The sequence below is a fragment of the Vibrio sp. 10N.261.54.A5 genome (assembly GCF_041471145.1).
In the GTDB taxonomy this organism is placed as follows: domain Bacteria; phylum Pseudomonadota; class Gammaproteobacteria; order Enterobacterales; family Vibrionaceae; genus Vibrio; species Vibrio crassostreae_C.
The window spans coordinates 23,794-43,420 of record NZ_JBFRNU010000001.1 but is presented as its reverse complement, the minus strand read 5'-3'; the positions used below and the strand labels follow the sequence as shown (position 1 = coordinate 43,420).

General features: G+C 45.3%; 15 protein-coding genes. 9 read left to right on the top strand and 6 right to left on the bottom strand.

Annotated elements, in window-relative coordinates:
* Positions 1 to 95: 95 nt before the first annotated feature.
* Entirely contained in the window at positions 96 to 665 is a 570-nt protein-coding gene (locus AB4329_RS00180; RefSeq protein ID WP_137001678.1) for a GNAT family N-acetyltransferase, read from the bottom strand.
* Positions 666 to 1,901, bottom strand: coding sequence for a MerR family transcriptional regulator (locus tag AB4329_RS00175; protein WP_017069793.1), 1,236 nt, complete (start codon positions 1,899 to 1,901; stop codon positions 666 to 668). It lies immediately after the preceding gene.
* 489 nt (positions 1,902 to 2,390) lie between these two features.
* On the opposite strand from AB4329_RS00175, the gene AB4329_RS00170 reads away from it, so the two are divergent.
* A complete protein-coding gene (locus tag AB4329_RS00170; protein ID WP_017066045.1) occupies positions 2,391 to 3,554 on the top strand; it encodes an amino acid permease in 1,164 nt (387 codons plus the stop codon).
* A 121-nt stretch (positions 3,555 to 3,675) separates the two neighbouring features.
* Here AB4329_RS00170 and AB4329_RS00165 read toward each other — a convergent pair whose 3' ends face one another.
* A complete protein-coding gene (locus AB4329_RS00165) occupies positions 3,676 to 5,655 on the bottom strand; it encodes a methyl-accepting chemotaxis protein (RefSeq protein ID WP_017064939.1) in 1,980 nt (659 codons plus the stop codon).
* Positions 5,656 to 6,150: 495 nt separating this feature from the next.
* On the opposite strand from AB4329_RS00165, the gene AB4329_RS00160 reads away from it, so the two are divergent.
* Positions 6,151 to 6,324 (top strand): hypothetical protein, encoded by a 174-nt coding sequence (locus AB4329_RS00160; protein ID WP_017061661.1) that lies wholly within the window; start codon positions 6,151 to 6,153, stop codon positions 6,322 to 6,324.
* 139 nt (positions 6,325 to 6,463) lie between these two features.
* The gene (locus tag AB4329_RS00155) at positions 6,464 to 7,048 is read left to right on the top strand and encodes a TetR/AcrR family transcriptional regulator (RefSeq protein ID WP_137001680.1); all 585 of its coding nucleotides are present in this window, start codon (positions 6,464 to 6,466) and stop codon (positions 7,046 to 7,048) included.
* Positions 7,049 to 7,173: 125 nt separating this feature from the next.
* Here AB4329_RS00155 and AB4329_RS00150 read toward each other — a convergent pair whose 3' ends face one another.
* A complete protein-coding gene (locus tag AB4329_RS00150) occupies positions 7,174 to 9,039 on the bottom strand; it encodes a fructose-specific PTS transporter subunit EIIC (protein WP_372137551.1) in 1,866 nt (621 codons plus the stop codon).
* Positions 9,040 to 9,377: 338 nt separating this feature from the next.
* On the opposite strand from AB4329_RS00150, the gene AB4329_RS00145 reads away from it, so the two are divergent.
* A complete protein-coding gene (locus AB4329_RS00145) occupies positions 9,378 to 9,680 on the top strand; it encodes a PTS fructose transporter subunit IIB (protein ID WP_136979973.1) in 303 nt (100 codons plus the stop codon).
* A 7-nt stretch (positions 9,681 to 9,687) separates the two neighbouring features.
* Entirely contained in the window at positions 9,688 to 10,461 is a 774-nt protein-coding gene (locus AB4329_RS00140; RefSeq protein WP_017070486.1) for a PTS sugar transporter subunit IIA, read from the top strand.
* A gap of 155 nt (positions 10,462 to 10,616) precedes the next feature.
* Here the strand turns inward: AB4329_RS00140 and AB4329_RS00135 are convergent, their stop codons facing one another.
* The gene (locus AB4329_RS00135) at positions 10,617 to 12,395 is read right to left on the bottom strand and encodes a sodium:solute symporter family transporter (protein ID WP_029236500.1); all 1,779 of its coding nucleotides are present in this window, start codon (positions 12,393 to 12,395) and stop codon (positions 10,617 to 10,619) included.
* Between the two features lie 564 nt (positions 12,396 to 12,959).
* Positions 12,960 to 13,799 carry a helix-turn-helix transcriptional regulator gene (locus AB4329_RS00130; protein ID WP_102431991.1) on the bottom strand — a complete coding sequence of 280 codons (840 nt, stop codon included), beginning with the start codon at positions 13,797 to 13,799 and terminating at the stop codon, positions 12,960 to 12,962.
* A gap of 378 nt (positions 13,800 to 14,177) precedes the next feature.
* On the opposite strand from AB4329_RS00130, the gene AB4329_RS00125 reads away from it, so the two are divergent.
* The 4 genes from AB4329_RS00125 to AB4329_RS00110 all read left to right on the top strand — a co-directional run bounded on the left by AB4329_RS00125 (position 14,178) and on the right by AB4329_RS00110 (position 19,508).
* Positions 14,178 to 16,082 (top strand): fructose-specific PTS transporter subunit EIIC, encoded by a 1,905-nt coding sequence (locus AB4329_RS00125; RefSeq protein WP_372137550.1) that lies wholly within the window; start codon positions 14,178 to 14,180, stop codon positions 16,080 to 16,082.
* 94 nt (positions 16,083 to 16,176) lie between these two features.
* Positions 16,177 to 17,394 carry a mannose-6-phosphate isomerase, class I gene (gene manA, locus AB4329_RS00120; RefSeq protein WP_102393943.1) on the top strand — a complete coding sequence of 406 codons (1,218 nt, stop codon included), beginning with the start codon at positions 16,177 to 16,179 and terminating at the stop codon, positions 17,392 to 17,394.
* A 247-nt stretch (positions 17,395 to 17,641) separates the two neighbouring features.
* Positions 17,642 to 18,082 carry a PTS sugar transporter subunit IIA gene (locus AB4329_RS00115; protein ID WP_017071406.1) on the top strand — a complete coding sequence of 147 codons (441 nt, stop codon included), beginning with the start codon at positions 17,642 to 17,644 and terminating at the stop codon, positions 18,080 to 18,082.
* 13 nt (positions 18,083 to 18,095) lie between these two features.
* The gene (locus tag AB4329_RS00110; protein ID WP_137001684.1) at positions 18,096 to 19,508 is read left to right on the top strand and encodes a fructose-specific PTS transporter subunit EIIC; all 1,413 of its coding nucleotides are present in this window, start codon (positions 18,096 to 18,098) and stop codon (positions 19,506 to 19,508) included.
* Positions 19,509 to 19,627 lie beyond the last annotated feature (119 nt).

Below are 19,627 nucleotides of genomic sequence, written 5' to 3'. Positions count from 1 at the left end.
CATTGAAGCCAGAAGAATGTCTTCGTTCATAACAAGAAAGCCCAACAGGCAACACCTGATGGGCTTTCTCTTTTTCTCAATTTTTTTGCAAGCGGCTACCAATATTCTGCGTGGGCCAAGCCTTTAACACAGCTCGACTTGCCACTTGTTACTTTAATTTCACCACCAGTCAACGATTGAGCCAACCAACCGTGAGAGAAACTCAATTCAAAGGGCGCAGGGATTTGCTCAACGGTAATTTGCTCAAAGCCCACTTTTGAATAGTAGTTAGGATCACCGTACGTCACTGCAAGCTCAATACCCTGCTCTTTTAGGAGCTGCAAACCGGAGTTAATCAGGCGCTGACCAATACCACGCTTTTGTACCTGAGTGCTCACCGCGACTGGCGAAAGCAAATATGCCTTGGTTTCATCGTCAAATGAAAGCGACGTAAAGATAATCGAGCCTACAATCGTACTATCCGCATCCGACTCACTAGAATCATCTTCAACAACAAAGCAAAATAGCTCTGTCGGAGCTGTGGTCGTTAAAAGATCGTTGGCAAGCTCACCCAAAGTTTTACCTTCGTTCTCACCTTCTGAATCCGTAAAGGTTTGAGTGAAAACTTGAGTGATCGTTTCGATTTCATTTGAATTATATTGCCTAAATTTCATGGTGTTACTCATTTACTTTAATTTCTTGAGCACAAAGAACTGATAATCAAAATCACGTTGTTCAGAACCTTTCGAAGGCTCTTGACCCAAACCGTTCTTTGATGTGCTGCTATCGAAAAATTGTTTAACTTCATTGTCGCAATCGACGAGCGCTTTTGAGTTCGGCATCGTTGCTTTAAGCGCTTCTATTCGCTTTTGAAAGGGCTGGTAATACGCAAGCCAACCAGCGTCACTCATTGCAAAGTGATCCAAAACTTCATAACCCGCTGCTTTTGCCTGTTTAATACGCTCGGAAACCGTCGTCATGTCCGGGTACTCTTTCTGCCAGAACGCTTTGCTCGATTCGTTAGGTTGTTCGGTATTCCACACCAAATCATTAACGACCAATATGCCGTCATCACTGAGTAAATTTCGCCACTGCTTTAGCGCCTTTTCAACACCCATGATGTAAGCGCTGCCTTCCGACCAAATTAGGTCAAACGACTTAGCTTCAAACGGCAGATCCATCATGCTCGCGCATACGGTTTTGACGTTGCTTTCTAAGCCAAGAACCTGTGCTTGCTGAGTCAGAACATCTAAACTCGGTTGATCATTATCTACCGCCGTTATTTGCACATCCACTTGATGTTCTACTAAGGCTTTCGCTAACACAGAGGTGGCAATACCTTTACCACAACCGATCTCAAGCACACGTTTAGGAGAAACCGAAACGTGTACCAACGCCGCTAAAGTATCTTCCGCTGTTCCTGGCCCTAAACGCTGTAAACCCTCAAAGATCACCTCAAAATCCGCCATGTACTGGTCATGATCGTTCATGTCTTTTGAAAGCCATTTCAGTCGCAGTGCTTGCTTCTCATCAAAGCCTTGCTTAATGAGCCAATCGAGATGCGCATCAGGCGCCACCTTGTCCATCGATTCATGCCAATCTTGCAAACCACTCTCGCCTAACAAGGCCGATAAAAGATCTCTCGAACGCTGTTTCTGAGCGATCTCTTCGTCCAATTGTTCGAGTCGGTTTTGTAACAAGGAGCGGTCAACCTTGGCATCCAAACACGCCTGACACTCTTTCAACGTCAGTCCACCCGCTTGTAACTGCTGCAACAATTTCACACGCTGCAAGTCGCGTTCGGAATAACTTCGATAACCATTATTGGTGCGTTGAGCTTCTATCAAACCCAACTTTCCATAGTACAAAAGCGTTGAACGGCTCAGGCCAACGAGCTCCGCTAATTCAGATATGCGATACATCCACTTCTCCCTCATTTCAGTAGTAAAGATAAACTATGAAGTTGTAATCAGGTCAACAGAATTTTCGACACTTTTCTCGTTCTTTACCTATTTACCTTCAAATTGATAAAGCGATCTGAGCGTGTCTTTTACCCATAGAACGGTTAGTCATCGACATTGCCTGAACGGGATTCAGGAAAGGAGAAGTATTAAACTTGATGAATTGAAAACAATTAGCTCATAAACATACTTCTTTTTAACTGAATTTTGCCAATTTCTAAATCATTCAATAATGGACGAACGTTAACTAAACGATAAATAAACTCACCGAGTGAATACTTAAATCAACCACACATATACACCAGAAATTCCTGCTTAAATTTTTTAGAAAAATTCAAAATTTATTAGAAATTAACCCCTAACTTTACTGAGTAATTTGTTAGGCTTGGCAACAAATATTTACAATCCAACAAAAAATTAATTGGATACTTTGAGGTTGCTTTCTTGAATATGAAATTATTCGGCAGTTCTTTGATTCTGTCAGGAACTGCATTAGGGGCTGGCATGCTTGCTATTCCCATGGTGTTGGCTCAATTTGGCTTCATGATCAGCTCAGTGCTGATGCTACTTATCTTTATCGGCACCACTTACTCTGCACTCCTACTGGCAGAAGCGTGTACTAAAACCAAAGACAACAGTGGCATGAGCAGTGTTGCTTACCTCACTCTGGGCAGCAAAGGTAAACACTTTATCAATGCACTTTTTTACCTACTGCTGGTGTGCATGCTCATCGCTTATATCTTGGGTGTCGGTGACATCATCCACAAGCTACTGCTCGATGTTGGTATTGATGTATCGACCTCTGCAGCTTACACAGCTTTTAGCCTATTAACGGGTGTAATTGTAGTGGCGGGCAAGTCTTACATAGACAAACTTAATCGTGGCTTATTCATCATGATGGTGGTGATGCTGTTTATTGTTATCGCGTCGTTGTTTAGCAACATTCGCCTTGATTACCTTACTCAAACCAGCCAATACACAGCCAATGATGTGGTGCAATACAGCGCGGTTATCTTTACCAGCTTTGCCTCTATGGTGGTGATCCCATCACTGGTGATCTACAACCGTGAAGCGACTCAAAAGCAGATCCGCAATATGATTCTGCTTGGCTCAGTGATTCCATTAATTTGCTACCTGACTTGGTTATTCGCGATTATCGGCAACCTCGGCACAGACGCGATCAGCCAGTTCCACAATATCTCTGAGTTGATCTCTGCGTTCAGCGGCCAATCTGCTTGGTTGAAAGTGGTGATCGCTCTGTTCTCTGCTCTGGCCTTGGTGACTTCTTTCCTCGGCGTGTCGATGGCGCTTTACGACCAAAACAAAGATGCGGTGACCAACAACAAAGCGTTGGCTTATGCGCTAACCTTCATCTTACCTTTGGTATTAGCTGAGCTGTTCGCTAGCCAGTTTGTAAGCATGCTGGACTATGCAGGTATGGTGCTGGTGTTCCTAGCTATCTGGGGCCCACTCGCAATGGTAGTTAAGGTTCGCAGACCTGACTTCCCTCACCTACAAACCGAAGGCAGCTACACAGCAGCCGGTGGCGACACGGCATTAATGGCGACATTTGGTTTTGGTGCGTTGATTTTCGTGTCTTGGTTTATGGGGTAGATCACCATTGAATGGACTATCTGTTGCCATTTAGAAGACAGCAGATACAAATAGCCCGTTAGTCCTGCTATTAAAAGTAGAGACTAACGGGCATTTTACTTCTTATTGGAGTGCTTGCTAGTTAGCTCTTAAACGTACTCGCAATATCTTTCAATGAAGCTGCTAACTGAGCTTGTTCTTTGGCTGTTGCAGCTATTTGCGTTGCACCTGTCGTAGATTCTGTCGACTTCTGCTCTACTGCCATGACGTTTTGAGCAATATCTTGAGTCACTACCGCTTGCTCTTCGGTAGCGGTTGCGATCTGCTCAGTCATGCTAAAGATCTCGCTCACCGATGCTGAGATACCTTGTAAGGTGTGTTCCACCTCTTTTGAATCCTCAACCGCTTTAGACGACATCTTCTGACTGTTATCAATCACATTAAACGCGGTTTGCACATCAGACTGTAACGAGCTGATGAAACCTTCAATTTCAGCTGTCGACTGCTGAGTACGCTGTGCTAACGTGCGAACTTCATCAGCCACTACCGCAAATCCACGACCTTGCTCACCCGCTCTTGCCGCTTCAATTGCCGCGTTCAATGCTAACAAGTTAGTCTGTTCAGCGACGGACTTAATCACATCAATCACACTGTTGATGTTATTACTGCTCTCGTGTAAGTGCGTGATCTTTTCCGCTAGATCATTAATTTCAGATGCCAGTTTTTCGATAGAGTGGTAAGAGTTTTGAACCGTACTCAAACCTTCTTGAGACTGCTCATCGACCAGTTTAGCGGAACTTGCTGTCTGCTGAGTTTTAGCCGCCACCTCATTTACCGTTGCTGATAACTCTTCTGTCGCCGTCGCAACCAAGCCAATTTGGTCTTGTTGTTGCACTAGCGTGTTCGAATTGTAGTGACAGGTTTGTGAGGTTTCTTCAGCGGCTGAAGCTAAGGTCAGACTCGACTGAGACAGGTTGTCGATAACGTTTGAAAACTTCTCTAGCGTTTCGTTGAGTGCCGAAGAGATCTGTCCAAGCTCGCTGTTGCCAACGAACTTAGCGCGAACTGTTAAGTCGTTGTCATTACGAACCTTAGACAACATCACTGTAAGATCTTTTACTCTCATCGTCAGGTCGCTGATCGCCTTATAGCTCACGAAGGTCGCGAACAAGGTTATCAAAGCAAACAGACCAATACTCATCATCATCGCAGACTGCGCCTCTGACATTTTTTTCTCTGTCAGTGCGATAAGCGACTCTGCTAGGCGGTTTTCTGTTTTCTTTAGCTGAACAATACGAGCGGTAGATTGCGAGAACCAGTACACAGGATCAACATCAAAACCGCTCATCTTAGATTCAGCCAAACCACGAAGCTTTTCTACTTCTGCCACCGAACGATCATTCAATTGCTGTTCAAAGAAACGAACGTTAGCTGGGTTACTCAATACCTCAAAGTTTGAGAAATAGGTATTTTGCTCAGTCACCAAAGAGATGAATTTAACCAACATGCCTGGGCCAAATTCATTTTTAGAGAAGGTATTATTTAGGACAGCACGCTCGATACCCGCTCGCTCTTTACCTTGTAAAAAGTTGTAGTAAGCGATGGTTTCAGTGGTGATGGCAGCATCAGAGCTAAGCTCAGCAATTAACGCCGATACGCTCAGCAGCTTTGCATTCAGTTTGGTGTAGTAACCCAAAGCTTCAGACAGAGGAATCGATTGAGAATCCACTCGATTTCGAATAGAAGTAATTTGATTTAGGCTTTGGCTTATTTCAGTGTTCAGCCGAGTGATCTGCGGTAAATCGATTTCAGCAGATTGCCAGTATTCGGTTTTCAGATTACGTCTATTATCTGCACTGGCTCTTTGTGCACGTAGTTCACTGACAAACTTAGTGCCCTGTGAGCCGATAAACCCAGCCGTCATTCCACGCTCTTTTTGTAACTCATGCACAAGTTCACTGTACACAACCGACAAACGGGTAAGTTGGTTTAATGAAGACAATTCACTGGTGGTTTCTACGCCTTTTGAAATCGCAGAAACGCTAAGCCATAGAAATCCCAAGATCGGTAAAATAAGCAAAGCGATGATTTTTTGCTTAAAAGACATATCGGTTAATTTCATTATCATTTCCCTAGCAGCTAACAAATCTTTTCAGTCATCTAACTCGCACACCCTTAATAAGATGCGCCTCAATTGTGACTGTATAATTATTCAACTTGATCAATGTGCATCAATTACCGTGCCACACAGATCGCGATGCGATGAAGGTAACATTTAACCTTACAAAATTCATTGATTTACCGATAAAACTGTTAGCTAAGCGACCTAACGATACCCAAAACACATGCGACAACATTTTATTGACGTAAGCGACTGAAATCTGACACACTTTAACTACCCAAAAGGGGTAGGCCTGCACCAATTATGTGCTCAGAGAAAACGATATATTCAGAACTAACTATAGATTCAACGCTCACCAGCGATTGATTCACAACTAATCAACTCCCTATTCTGCGCTGATTAACTGTCTATTCCTCGTTAACTAAATATGTATAATGCCGAATTATCAAAGTAGAGATTCGCAATAAATATGCGACAACAACTGAGAGATATTGTATGGATTGTCCCGCTTGCGAAGAACATATCGGTTGGGAATGGGTAGAAGAAGCGGCTATTGAACCCAATGAGGAATTCGATTGTCCAGAGTGCGAAGCAACATTGATGTACACCATCGATGAAGGCACCTACTACGGCGCTCAGCACAAGACCGTAGAAGTTATTGATGATTAAGATTATTTCCTGATGATCTGGATGTTTTATTAACTCTTTGATGTTCTAAGCCTGCGCAAAGCAGCTAAACACACCTTTACTAGAACGGGCGTTCAGCATAAAATATTGAACATATGTTCAGATTAATGAAGTAGATGTTATGGCTAAGACCGCTAAGTTCGATAGACAAGACGTAGTAGATAAAGCAACGAACCTGTATTGGGAAAAGGGCTTTCATGCGACTTCTATGCGCAACCTGCAAGACGTGATTGATATGCGTCCGGGCAGCATCTACGCGACGTTCGGCAGCAAAGAAGGTTTGTTTAAAGAGACGCTTGCTCGCTATACCGAACTTGGCATCCTGAATCTGAACCGCTTCCGCAGTGAAACAGACTCTCCAATCAAAGCGCTCGAAAGCTTCGTCAAACGTGCTGTGGTCGACTCAAAACAAAGTTCGCCAAATGGCATGTGTATGCTGGCAAAAACGGTAGCAGAACTGACTGATGAACACGCCGAATTATTAGAAGAAGCAAAGAAATCACTCAAAATCATGGAAGGTGAGTTCGCTAAGCTGATCGCAGAATCACAAGAATTGGGTGAGATAAGCAAAGAGCGTGAACCGACTCAGCTTGCTCGTCATGTTCAGGTTCAAATCGCAGGCCTGCGTACCTACGCCAAAACCTGTGACGATATCGATTTACTCAACTCAATGGTTGAAGACGTATTTAAGTACCACCCTTTTTAGCGTTTGACCTGACTGATTGGGCACAATACAAAAAGACTCCACTTTCGCCTTAACAGGTCTGAGCGGAGTCTTTTTAGTTTTGATCTAGTTAACTTTATAGATGATAAACTTTGCGGTTTAAAGAGTTACACCTTTCTCATGATCAACGCCTGAGCATTAAGCATTGCTTCCTTAGTACTGACATCCAAGGTTTTCACGTTCGCAAAGCGTTCAACTTCTTTAATCGCCACATCGTGAGCAAAGATCACCAACCTCGCCCTTTCAATGTCTTTCTGGGTAATGCGATTACCTATTCCGTTGGCACCTTGGGTTTCGACTTTAATCCGAACCCCAAGATGATGCGCCGCCTTTTCTAAAGACTTAGCCGCCAAGAAAGTATGAGCAACACCAGACGGGCACGAAGTGATCGCCAACACATCCGCTTGCCCTTCTTCTGTTACCGAACCACCTGCAGACTGATAAGAAAGTTCGTCACCTTCTACCACATTCTTTTTAAGCAGTATCACGATGAATGCCGTGGTTAGCGCCCCCGCAAGTGTGCCAATAATGTAGCCAAGTTTGCCATCAACCACAGGCAGAACAATCCAACCGCCCCATGGTGCATGGTTTACCACATGGAACATAAAACCAACCACATTACCGACAATGCCACCAGCAACCACAGCAGGCAGCACTCGCGCAGGGTCGGCGGCAGCAAAAGGAATCGCGCCTTCACTGATGCCAATCATGCCCATGATGCCCGCCGCTTTACCTGCTTCACGTTCGTCTCTTTTGAATTTCTTTGGCGATAAGAAAGTCGCCAGTGCCATGCCTAGTGGTGGTGTACAAATCGCAATACCAACACCGCCCATCAACCATGGTTGAGTATTCACCTGAGTTTGGGCAAACAGCGTTGCTACTTTATTGATCGGGCCGCCCATATCAAAGGCCGTCATTGCACCTAAAATACTGCCCAATACCATTTTTCCGGAGCCTGCCATGCCCGTGAGCATTTGGTTCATCTCAAGCATTACTTGAGCTATCGGAGAGCCAATCACCCACATCACCGCACCACAGGTCACGAAGGTGCCGACTAATGGATAGATGAAGATAGAGCTCAGCGAGATCATGCTGTCTGGTAGTTTGATCTTCTTAAGTAGATTCACCACAAAACCAGCGAAGAAACCGACCACAATTGCACCGAGAAAGCCGGTATTGTATTGATTCACCGCAACCCAAGAACCAATCATACCGGGCGCTAAACCCGGTTTGTCAGCCATTGAATACGCGATGTAACCACCGAGCACCGCAGTAAACAAAGTCAAACCCGCGATGCCCATTTGTGCGATGTCAGCCAGAACGCCACTCTCAGGCACTGCGCCATGACCCGACATCATTACCGATAAAGACAAAAGCACACCACCCGCGACCACGAATGGAATCATATGTGAGGTGCCGTATAACAAGTGTTCTTTAAGGCGATTAAGAGATTGTGCCCAAGGGCTGAGTGGCTCGACATACACTTCATGATGGCTAGAAGCGTAGCTGTCGAAGGAATCTGAATTGGCTTCGAGAAACAGCTCTTGAGCCTCTTCGACCGACTCGACTGCCTTTAATTTTGTAACAAAGCCATCTTCGATAAGTCTGGTCGAAATCTGAGCCAGTACCTCGATATGATGGTCGTCGTTGTTGTCTGGTGAAGCGAGCATAAAGAACACATCGGAGAGTTCACCGCCATCAGCACCATAATCAATGCCCGTTCGGCTAATGCCTACTGCGACAGCAGGTTTAGCGACGGCAGTACTTTTCGCATGTGGAATCGCAATACCATCATCAAAGCCCGTATTACCAATGGCTTCACGCTTCCAGATATCATCAAGGAATACACTTTTATTAGAGAGCTTACCGGCACGGTCGAGCAGTTCGACAAGCTCTTCAAATACCGCCTGTTTAGAGTCTGCTTGTAGTTCCAAGCAGATAATCTCGGGCTCGATAATATTGGTGATATCCATATGTTGCTCTGCCTCGCCTGCATTCAGACTGAAGTAATTAGTGTCTGTTAACCTAGGAATAAGGTTAATAAGATGAAAAGATTAACGGTGTGAAGGCACTCAATATATAGGACGAAAGGTGCATTAACTGGATTATTGTAACCAAGAGCTCAGAGTGTGACTTTCACCTTGGAATAAAAAACGGCAATCCATAAAATCCCCAGAACCCATAAACATATCGTCCCTCCTCTATGCGAGCTTTCTATACTGAAGTTCCCATACAAGATAGCTTTTCCAAGGTAGCTTCTGAAAGGTAGCTTTTGTAACGTAACAGGGACGAGATTAAGCCGAGAATAATAATGAGAATTGTAGCGGTAACTGCGTGCCCTACAGGCATTGCGCACACCTATATGGCAGCTGATGCTCTAAATAAAACAGCCCCTAAGTTCAACGTTTCAATCAAGGTTGAGACGCAAGGCGCTATGGGTATTGAAAACTTACTGACAGCCCAAGATATTACCCTCGCAGACAAGGTGTTGATCGTCTCTGATATCGACATCGGACAACTAAGCCGATTTGACCCAGCTAAAACCGTATTTGTTCCAATGGAAGAGGTGTTGTTGAGTGTCGATAAAGTTTTTATTAAGCATTGTCGAACTTAAGCTTTTGATGAACGAATACCAGATCACCTTCTTCGTTAACGATCCTGCCGCGAACTCACATGTCGCACAGCCGCTGACTCGCTTAGCGAAGAAGTTCAAAAGCAACATCCGCATTATCAACATCACTCAAAATCGAACCGCTGATCTCTCCAAATCCGTTGCGATGCTGCAAGTAGGTTTACTTCGTGGTGATTTGTGTCAGATAACCGCGGTTGGGATTGATGCGGAGCTGGCCTGTTTCGTTCTCAAAGATGTAATTGCTGAGCATTACGACATGGTTGGCTCACAAGTGAACCATGAATTCTCTAAAGATTTAATCCAGCGAATGCCACAAATATGCCCGCCTTGTGACATCAAATGGCACCACGCTAAGGCGCAAACCCAACTGACCAAATTTGAGTGCTTAAAAGGGCTCGCTCACCTTGTTTATCCAGAAGATCCAGATGAACTGATTCTGGCATTTATTAAGCGGGAGGAACGCTCTTCAACCTGCGTGTCACCGGGTATTGCACTGCCGCATGTGATGTTTGAATCGACTCAAGATCTCTCGATTGCGGTTATCGTCAGTGACGACCCGATTGACTGGGCATCACGTATCGGCGAAGTGCATGTAGCCATTGCTCTTGTTCTGCCAACCAAGCCACAGCGTGAACACATTGTCGCGGCGACCAACCTAACCAGAAACCTGCTTCACGATCAGGTCAATGAGCGTCTGCAAAAGACTCGAAGCAGTGTCGACCTACAAGCCTTGTTGATGTACATCTCGTCACGCCTTATCTAATTCATCTCTTCTGGTCAAACTCAAAGCATCCATTAATCCCCTGTTGTGACACCTATCCAATCGTTATAAGCTCATTTTCTCATACAATAAAAAACGGCTGAGCATTAGAGCTCAGCCGTTTTATGTTTAATTACTTGTTTAACTGGTTAGCTAACTTAAGCTGTTTTTTTCGCTTGTTTCGCATCCTCAACCGAGTCGTCTACAGCTTTCACCAACAGCAAACCAACTACGAATACGATACCGCCACACAGTACGAACATCATTCTTCCCCAGAATGGGTTCGGTAGAGCAAACATCGCCATCACTGCCACACCAGACACTGCGATCAGTGAGCCCAGCATGTGACGTTGTTTGTTGTCCAGTTTCTTCTGTGCTGTTGATTCAGAAACCAATGGTGTCGCAAGGTTGTTGAAGAAGGTATCAACATCTTTCTGACGAGACGCTTCTAGTGGTTTGTAGAACAATGTCGAAAGAACAAAGAAGCCGCCAGTAAACACTAGGTGCGCAATCAGACCTACTGCAACTTTCAAGTCAGACCATTCGCGGCCTGTTAGAGGCTCTAGGTTGAACAAGTTTTGTAGCATTTCAGCGGTAATCACGAAACCAACGATGTAAGACACAATCGCACCGACCACTAGCGTACCCCAACCTGCCCAGTCCGGAGTCTTCTTAAGGAAGAAGCCACAGAATGCTGGAATGGTCATTGGGAAGCCAATAAGTGCACCCACGTACATCATGGTGTCGAACAAGCTCAAGCCTTTTAGCGAATTGATAAACAGCGCGATAAGGATGATAGCTAGACCGAAGAAGGTAGACATCAACTTAGACACAATCATCAGCTCTTTCTCTGTCGCGTTTGGACGAAGAATCGGTTGATAGAAGTTGATTACAAAGATACCAGAGTTACGGTTTAAGCCTGAGTCCATAGAAGACATAGTTGCCGCAAACATCGCTGCGATTAGAAGCCCCACCATACCCGCTGGCATGTATTGCTCTACGAAGTAAAGGTAAGCGAAGTCGCCTGCTTTAGAGCCTGCGTCTGGGTAATGTGCTGCAAGGTCAACGCCTTGTCCTGCAACGAACCAAGGTGGCATGAACCAAATGATTGGACCGATGGTCATCAGAATACATGCCAACAGTGCCGCTTTCTTCGCGTTCTTTGAGTCTTTTGCCGCTAGGTAACGGTAAGAGTTCAACATGTTGTTGGTGATACTGAACTGTTTGAAGAAGATGAAGAATGCCCAAATTCCGAAGATGCTTACGTAGTTCAGATTGTTACCAGAAACGAATGATGCGCCTTCTGCTACAGGGAAATCGTTGATGATTTCAGTAACGCCACCACCTTGTACGATAGCCACTGCAGCACACGTTACGGTTACCGCCATGATAATAACCATCTGCATGAAGTCAGACGCGATAACCGCCCAAGAACCGCCTGTCACCGACATAACAAGTACAACAAGACCAGTCAGAACGATGGTTGTCGTCATGTCGAAGCCAAAGATGCCCGATGCGATGATCGCCAAACCGTTCAGCCAGATACCTGCAGAAACAATACTGTTCGGCATGCCAGACCAAGTAAATACTTGTTCGTTGAAGCTACCAAAACGCATACGAATCGCGTCAATTGGCGTTACCACACGCAGTTGACGGAATTTCGGAGCGAAGTACAGGTAGTTCATCAGGTAACCAAATGCGTTCGCTAAGAAGATAACCGCGACAGCCATACCATCGGCATACGCTTTACCCGCTGCGCCAGTGAAGGTCCAAGCACTGAACTGTGTCATAAACGCAGTCGCGCCAACCATCCACCAAAGCATGTTACCGCCCCCGCGGAAATAATCACTGGTTGTACTGGTGAACGTTCTAAACATCCAACCTATTGCTATAAGGAAAAGGAAATAAATTCCTACGATCAGAGTATTGAGTTCCATGTATAAGTCTTCTTTATGATGAATATCTGAAGATCATATTATCTATAGAATTTTTAATTTGTAGTATTATAAGTCAAGGTTGTGATGGGGCGTATAAACCTGAATATTTGATTTCGAGACATGAATTACACGTTAGTAAACAAAGAATAAGCCGAAGCGAAGTAAGCATTTAAAATCAATAACTTAAAAACATTTAAATCAGTAAGCCGGACAATAACAACAAGATTTTATCGTCTCGATAAGTGGTTTTTAATTTACTTATCATCCATTAAATGCATCGCGTTAATACATCAACTCTCACACGTTTAATTCAATAAACAGGCAACGAAAAACAATAAGCAACTCGCAAAGCGAAGCCTTAATGTTATTAATTGGGTTTATTTAGTGAAACGGGATAAATAGAGAACGTGCCTAAAGATAGGTTTGGAAATAAGGTATAGAAATAAACAGCAGAGGAAAACACAAAGCAAATTGATCACCACAACACAGAGCTCACTGTGGTGATCTAGTCATACAAATTTCGGTCGTATAAGCTCTGGTCAAAAATGGCAATTTGAAGGGATATTAGATTGAACCACGATATTCAGTCGGGGTTCTTCCGGTGCGGTTTTTGAAAACTCGACAGAAGTAGTTCACATCCTTAAAGCCGCAACGTAATGCCACTTCATTGAGCTTGAAGTTGTACTTCTTAAGCATGAACTTGGCACGATCGACTCGCACGCGCGTGATGTACTCGGCCAGCGTCATATGGCCTTGTTGGCGGAACATTCGTGACAAATGGTTAGATGAAATACTAAAGCGTGAGGCGATGCTATCTCGAGTGATCTGGCGGTGGAAGTTCTCTTGAATGTAGATGCAAATCCCCTGATACACATCCTGTACTCGGCTGTGAGATTTCTCGACAGGTGCATCCAACATGGTCTTACTGTATTGCAGCAGCGCTTGTAGTAACAGTTCATCCATAGGCTGCTTGTTACTCTCGCGCGCTAACGAGCTGAGCGCCTCCAAAATGTTATCAATCGCAAACCCAGAGCGAGTCTGAATACTGTGCTTTTGAATATCGTAAAAACTCTCTTCCCCTTTGCGCTTACTCACCAAACTTAAGCCAAGCTGACGGCGACCAAACAACATGCTCAACACCGAGCAGTCAGTATCCCAGTTGGGTTTGTTCCAGCAGTTCGGCGGGATGAAAATCGCATCGCCCGCTTTCGCGACAACGTTGGTGATCTTACGATCATGACTCTCCATCTCATTGACATACTCTCCGTCGAGCACCAGCTCTAAGCGTGGAAAGTTCACCTGATAACTGCATGCTGAAGGCGTGTGAAAATCCCCCGCAAACCAGATGTTATGAAATGGTTCTCGCTCATTTAATACCGACGAGATTAGGTCATGAAATATCATTTATTCGAACTCTTAAAAGCAGCAATAACGCTACGGGAATAGATATACTCCTTAGTGAAACATAGCGCTATTGAGCAAAATCACAATTTGAGATCTAGGTTACAAAAATCCAGTAGTGGAAATAAATCTCCAGTCAAAAACCTGATATAGCACATTGTTCCTTCGATAACTCTACACGCCGAACCCCATGCAAATAAAAGCCTCAAGCAGGCTCAACCTATGTCAATAGAGGCCGAAAAACGCGCCACTAAACGATCAAAATCACACTCTACTTATAACGCAACAATCATCCAGTAAATGCGTTTTTTCTTCACTACAGAAGGCAAGCCGTAGATTCCAGAATACCTCTAACAAAATAAAAACAAGTAGGGGTTCATTATGATCACAACATTGATCAATCAAGATTTGATTAAGCTTTCGCTTAGCGCTGATTCAAAAGAAGAAGTATTCAAAGAGCTGATAGACGTGCTTTATGCACAAGGCAGAATTTCAGACAAAGCACAGTTTCTTGCCGACATTAAGGCTCGTGAAGAACAAGGTAATACCGGATTTGAAGAAGGTATTGCTCTGCCACACGCGAAAAGTGCTGCGGTCATCAAACCTGCGGTTGTTATCGGTGTCCATCAACAGGGTATCGAGTACGGCGCGGATGACGGTCAGCCATCAAAACTGTTCTTTATGATTGCCTCTCCCGATGGTGGCGATAATCATCACATCGAAGTACTGGCAGAGCTTTCTTCAAAACTGATTGAAGAAGGCTTTATCGAAAGCTTCATGAATGCTCAATCTGAACAAGAAGCATTAGAACTACTGCTTACCAAACCTGAGCATTCGGAAGCGGAAACCAACGTTGAGAAACAAGGCTTCATCATTGGTGTGACAGGCTGCCCAGCAGGCGTTGCACACACTTATTTGGCAGCTGAAGCGCTAGAGAAAGGCGCGGCGGCTCTTGGCTACGATGTGAAGGTCGAAACTAACGGCTCTATCGGCGTTAAAAACAGCCCGACTCAAGAAGAAATCGAACGTGCAGACGCGATTATCGTGGCTTGTGACAAGCAAGTAGACATGGCTCGCTTTGCCGGAAAACGCGTTATCAGCACCAACGTAAAAGCACCAATCAAAGACGCGCAAGGCTTGATTAAGCAAGCTCTCAATGCACCGAGTTACCAAGCTGAACAAGCACCTACCAATCAATCTGTTGCTGAGAAAGCCTCGCAAGCACGTTCAGACCTTTACCGTTACTTGATGAATGGCGTATCTCACATGATCCCATTCGTGGTGACTGGCGGTCTTTTGATTGCCCTAGCACTAGCCATTGGTGGTGAGCCGAGTGAATCTGGCATGGCAATTCCTGCTGGCAGCATGTGGAACCAAATCCTAGAGGTGGGCGTGGTTGCCTTCACTCTAATGATCCCAATCTTGGCTGGCTACATTGCTTACGCGATTGCTGACCGCCCTGCTCTAACCCCTGGCTTGATTGGCGGCTGGATTGCCAACAACGGTTCTTTCTATGGCGCTGACGCAGGTACTGGCTTCATTGGCGCAATCATCGCGGGTTTATTAGTGGGTTACTTCGTTAAATGGATTACTTCGTTTAACTACCACAAATTCGTTCAACCGCTTGTGCCTATCATGATCGCTCCGATCACTGGCTCTTTGTTCATCGCAGGTTTGTTCATTTTTGTTATTGGCGCACCTATCGCTGGGCTGATGGATGCTCTTACTGCACTGCTAACCAGCATGAGTACAGGCAACGTGGTTCTGCTTGGTATTGTCCTTGGTGGCATGGCCGGCTTTGATATGGGCGGCCCGTTCAACAAGGTGGCGTTCCTATTCTCAGTCGGCATGATTGCCAGCGGTCAAACTCAGTTCATGGGTGCAATGGCGTGTGCAATCCCTGTCGCTCCCCTTGGTATGGCTATCGCAACCAGACTTGGCCGTAAGTTCGACCTATTCGAATCTTCTGAGATTGAAGCAGGTAAAGCAGCAGGCGCGATGGGCTTGGTGGGTATCTCTGAAGGTGCGATTCCATTCGCGGCTCAAGATCCAATGTCAGTTATCCCAGCCAACGTGCTTGGCTCAATGACTGCTGCGGTAATGGCGTTCTCGTTTGGTATCACCAACAGTGTTGCTCACGGTGGTCCAGTGGTCGCTCTACTTGGCGCAATGAACTACCCACTGCTAGCACTGTTGTGCATGGCGTCTGGTGCAGGCGTAACTGCGGTTACTTGTATCGCACTTAAAAATCTACGCAAAGCCAAGCTAGCAACAGCAGCGGCTTAAGCCATTTCAACTCCAATGGCTTGAGCCCACTCTAGTCTCGCATTTCATTAAGCCGAGTAGAGCTCAAGCCATGTTTCCCTTCATGGTGATTTCGATGTCTGATTTTTCTTTAGCGAACGATTCGTTCGTCCAACGTTTTTTCTACCCTATGACCAACGTGATTCAGAACTACGCATGGGGTAGCCCTTCTTCGTTCAGCCAACTGTTTGGTACTGATAACCAGTCTGGTGAGCCGCAAGCGGAGATCTGGATGGGTGCTCACCCTAATGGTTGTTCGATGGTCACTGACAATGGTCAGCAAACCACGTTGTCGAACCTTATTTCCAAGAACCTAAACCTGTTTCTAAGTGAGAAAGTCGCAAGTCGTTTTGGTGAACTTCCGTATCTGTTTAAGGTATTAGCGGCTGAGAAAGCGCTCTCTGTTCAAGTTCACCCGAACAAGCAGCAAGCCGAATCTGGCTATGCTCTTGAAGAGCAGCAAGGCATTCCGATGACGGCTGGCAACCGCAACTACAAGGATCCCAACCACAAGCCGGAGCTGGTGTATGCATTAACCGACTACACCGCGATGAATGGCTTTAGGTCGATCAACGAGATCCTTGAACACTTCCATTATCTCGACATTGCAGAGCTTCATTCGATGGTTAACGATCTCGCGGGCGACCAAACGCCCAATGGATTAGCCAGCTTCTTCGCGAGCTTATTGTCTTTGCAAGGTGAACAAAAAGGCATGGCGCTGACCATGTTGCTGATGAAGGCCAAGCTTTCTGATGCACCCGTGTTCCAGTTGATTTCAGAATTAGAACAGCAGTATCCAGGGGATGTCGGCCTGTTTGCTCCGCTGCTATTGAACGTGCTCACCTTAAAGCCCGGACAAGCCATGTATCTGGATGCCGAGACACCTCACGCTTACATTAAAGGTACGGGCTTAGAAGTGATGGCGAATTCAGACAATGTACTCCGCGCAGGGTTGACGCCTAAGTACATGGATATCAATGAATTAGTCTCTTGTACTCAATTCAATGAAAAGCCTGCGGATAGATTACTGCTCAGCCCGATTGAGCAAGGTGATGTGATGGAATATCAAATTCCAGTCGAAGATTTTAAGTTCTCTATCGTGCAAAACTCACATCAGAGGAAGATCACTACCGAAGGTGCCGAGATCCTACTGCCACTCGATGAATCCATGGTGCTAACCCATCAATGTGGTGAAACCTGCGTAATAGAGAAAGGCCAATCGGTGTTCATTCCCGCTTACGCTGAGAGTTACAAACTCGATTGCGTTGGACGCGTGGCGCGTGCTTACAGTTAGCTCTCCCGAGTAGATACAAACACTGATCATGCCCTGCTTTGCGGGGCATTTTTCTTCCTACAGAAAGTTATTTCAACACCGAAGTACACCATTAAATATGACTCATCTCACACTGGATGAATGATGCAAATCACACTTAATTTTGCTTGGTACAAATGTACAGTGAAGGGCTTTTATTTGCTATTTCGCGAATCGGGTTAATCCATTAATTTTAATTCAAGAACTTCAATAGTGAATGAGTTAATAAATGATCACACAGCTAACTAACGTCAACTTAATTAATAACAACCTTCAAGCGAATAATAAAAAAGAACTGTTTGAAGAATTGGCAAGCATGTTATTTGAGAACAACCGAATCAGTAATAAAGAAGCCTTCTTGGCAGACATCGAAATTCGTGAATCTCAAAGCATTACCTCGATGGACGGCATCGCTTACCCACACTCAAAAAGCAAGGCGGTCACTGAGCCGGCAATCGCTGTCGGTGTAAAGTGCGAAGGCATCGAATATGGCGATGAAGACGGCATTAATCCAACCGTATTTTTTATGATTGCTTCACCAGACAACGGTGCTGACCATCATATTTATGTATTACAAGAACTATTTGGAAAATTCAGCGATGAATTTATTCAAGATATCCATAACGCAAAAGACGAACAACAGATCCTTAATATTTTAATTAATTCATAAGGCATAGAAAATTATGAGCACCCTAACAACTCAAGCTACGAATACTAATAATAAAAACAGTAGTAGCGACTTTAAAAAACTCCTTAGTACCATGAAAGGCCACCTGCTTTTCGGAACCTCACACATGCTGCCTTTCATCGTAGCCGGTGGTGTTCTGTTGGCGTTAGCGGTAATGGCATCAGGCAAAGGTGCCGTACCAGCAGACGGCTTGCTGGCAGACATCTCTAATATCGGTATCAAAGGCCTTGTTCTTTTCCCAATCATTCTTGGCGGCTTTATTGGTTACTCAATTGCAGATAAACCAGCACTAGCACCTGCGATGATCTCTTCTGGCATCATGGCTGACATGGGCGGCGGCTTCCTTGGCTGTATCGTGGCAGGCTTTATCGCCGGTGGCGTGGTGTTCCAACTTAAGAAGATCCCACTTTCTGCGAACATGACGGCTCTAGGTGCGTACTTCATCTACCCGCTTCTAGGTACGTTAATCTCTGCAGGTATCGTACTGTGGGGCATCGGTGAGCCAATCAAACTGTTCATGTATTCAATGAACGAGTTCCTAGCTTCAATGGCTGGTGCATCTAAGATGGTTCTGGGCACAATCCTTGGCGGTATGACGGCGTTTGATATGGGCGGCCCTATCAACAAAGTCGCGACCCTATTTGCTCAAACTCAAGTAGACACACAACCTTGGCTAATGGGCGGCGTTGGCATCGCGATTTGTACTCCACCTCTAGGCATGGCGTTGGCAACTTTCCTATTCAAAAACAAGTTCTCTAAACAAGAGCAAGAAGCAGGTAAAGCAGCAGCAATCATGGGCTCTATCGGTATCTCTGAAGGGGCTATCCCATTTGCAGCGAATGACCCAATGCGCGTACTTCCTTCAATCGTTGCCGGTGGTATCGTGGGCTGTGTATTCGGCTTCATGACAGACGTTCTACTGCACGCACCGTGGGGCGGTCTAATCACGGCGCCAGTATCAAGCAACATTCCAATGTACGTCGTCGGTATTGCGCTTGGCTCGCTAACCACAGCCGTTATCGTAGGCTTCTGGAAACCGGTAGCGGTAGAAACAGAAGAAGACATGGTTGAAGCACCAGTACAAGCTCAAGCAGCTCCTGTAGCAGGCGAAGGCGAGTACGACATCGTAGCAGTAACATGTTGCCCTTCTGGTGTTGCACACACCTTCATGGCAGCCAAAGCACTAGAAAAAGCAGGTGCGGCAGCGGGTCTGAAAATCAAAGTAGAAACTCAAGGTCAAAACGGTATTCAGAACCGCATCACCGACCTAGATGTGGCGAACGCGAAGCTGGTTATCTTGGCTCACGATATTCAAGTGAAAGACGCTCACCGCTTTGCTAACGCGAACGTGATTGAGTGTTCAACCAAAGAAGCAATGAAGAAAGCCGCGACTATGGTGGCTATTTAAAACCTGAAACAAGTTAGAAGATAAAATTACTACCCCCTAGTAACTAAAATCCCCATTCGTTTTGTCAGCGAATGGGGATTTCTTATAGTTAGGCCAACAGCATCCTTCTCGATACAAGT

Bases quoted from the DNA above. Each gene is read 5' to 3' on its own strand.
- AB4329_RS00180 (WP_137001678.1), bottom strand. From the start codon at position 665: ATGAGTAACACCATGAAATTTAGGCAATATAATTCAAATGAAATCGAA.
- AB4329_RS00175 (WP_017069793.1), bottom strand. From the start codon at position 1,901: ATGTATCGCATATCTGAATTAGCGGAGCTCGTTGGCCTGAGCCGTTCA.
- AB4329_RS00170 (WP_017066045.1), top strand. From the start codon at position 2,391: ATGAAATTATTCGGCAGTTCTTTGATTCTGTCAGGAACTGCATTAGGG.
- AB4329_RS00165 (WP_017064939.1), bottom strand. From the start codon at position 5,655: ATGAAATTAACCGATATGTCTTTTAAGCAAAAAATCATCGCTTTGCTT.
- AB4329_RS00160 (WP_017061661.1), top strand. From the start codon at position 6,151: ATGGATTGTCCCGCTTGCGAAGAACATATCGGTTGGGAATGGGTAGAA.
- AB4329_RS00155 (WP_137001680.1), top strand. From the start codon at position 6,464: ATGGCTAAGACCGCTAAGTTCGATAGACAAGACGTAGTAGATAAAGCA.
- AB4329_RS00150 (WP_372137551.1), bottom strand. From the start codon at position 9,039: ATGGATATCACCAATATTATCGAGCCCGAGATTATCTGCTTGGAACTA.
- AB4329_RS00145 (WP_136979973.1), top strand. From the start codon at position 9,378: ATGAGAATTGTAGCGGTAACTGCGTGCCCTACAGGCATTGCGCACACC.
- AB4329_RS00140 (WP_017070486.1), top strand. From the start codon at position 9,688: ATGAACGAATACCAGATCACCTTCTTCGTTAACGATCCTGCCGCGAAC.
- AB4329_RS00135 (WP_029236500.1), bottom strand. From the start codon at position 12,395: ATGGAACTCAATACTCTGATCGTAGGAATTTATTTCCTTTTCCTTATA.
- AB4329_RS00130 (WP_102431991.1), bottom strand. From the start codon at position 13,799: ATGATATTTCATGACCTAATCTCGTCGGTATTAAATGAGCGAGAACCA.
- AB4329_RS00125 (WP_372137550.1), top strand. From the start codon at position 14,178: ATGATCACAACATTGATCAATCAAGATTTGATTAAGCTTTCGCTTAGC.
- manA (WP_102393943.1), top strand. From the start codon at position 16,177: ATGTCTGATTTTTCTTTAGCGAACGATTCGTTCGTCCAACGTTTTTTC.
- AB4329_RS00115 (WP_017071406.1), top strand. From the start codon at position 17,642: ATGATCACACAGCTAACTAACGTCAACTTAATTAATAACAACCTTCAA.
- AB4329_RS00110 (WP_137001684.1), top strand. From the start codon at position 18,096: ATGAGCACCCTAACAACTCAAGCTACGAATACTAATAATAAAAACAGT.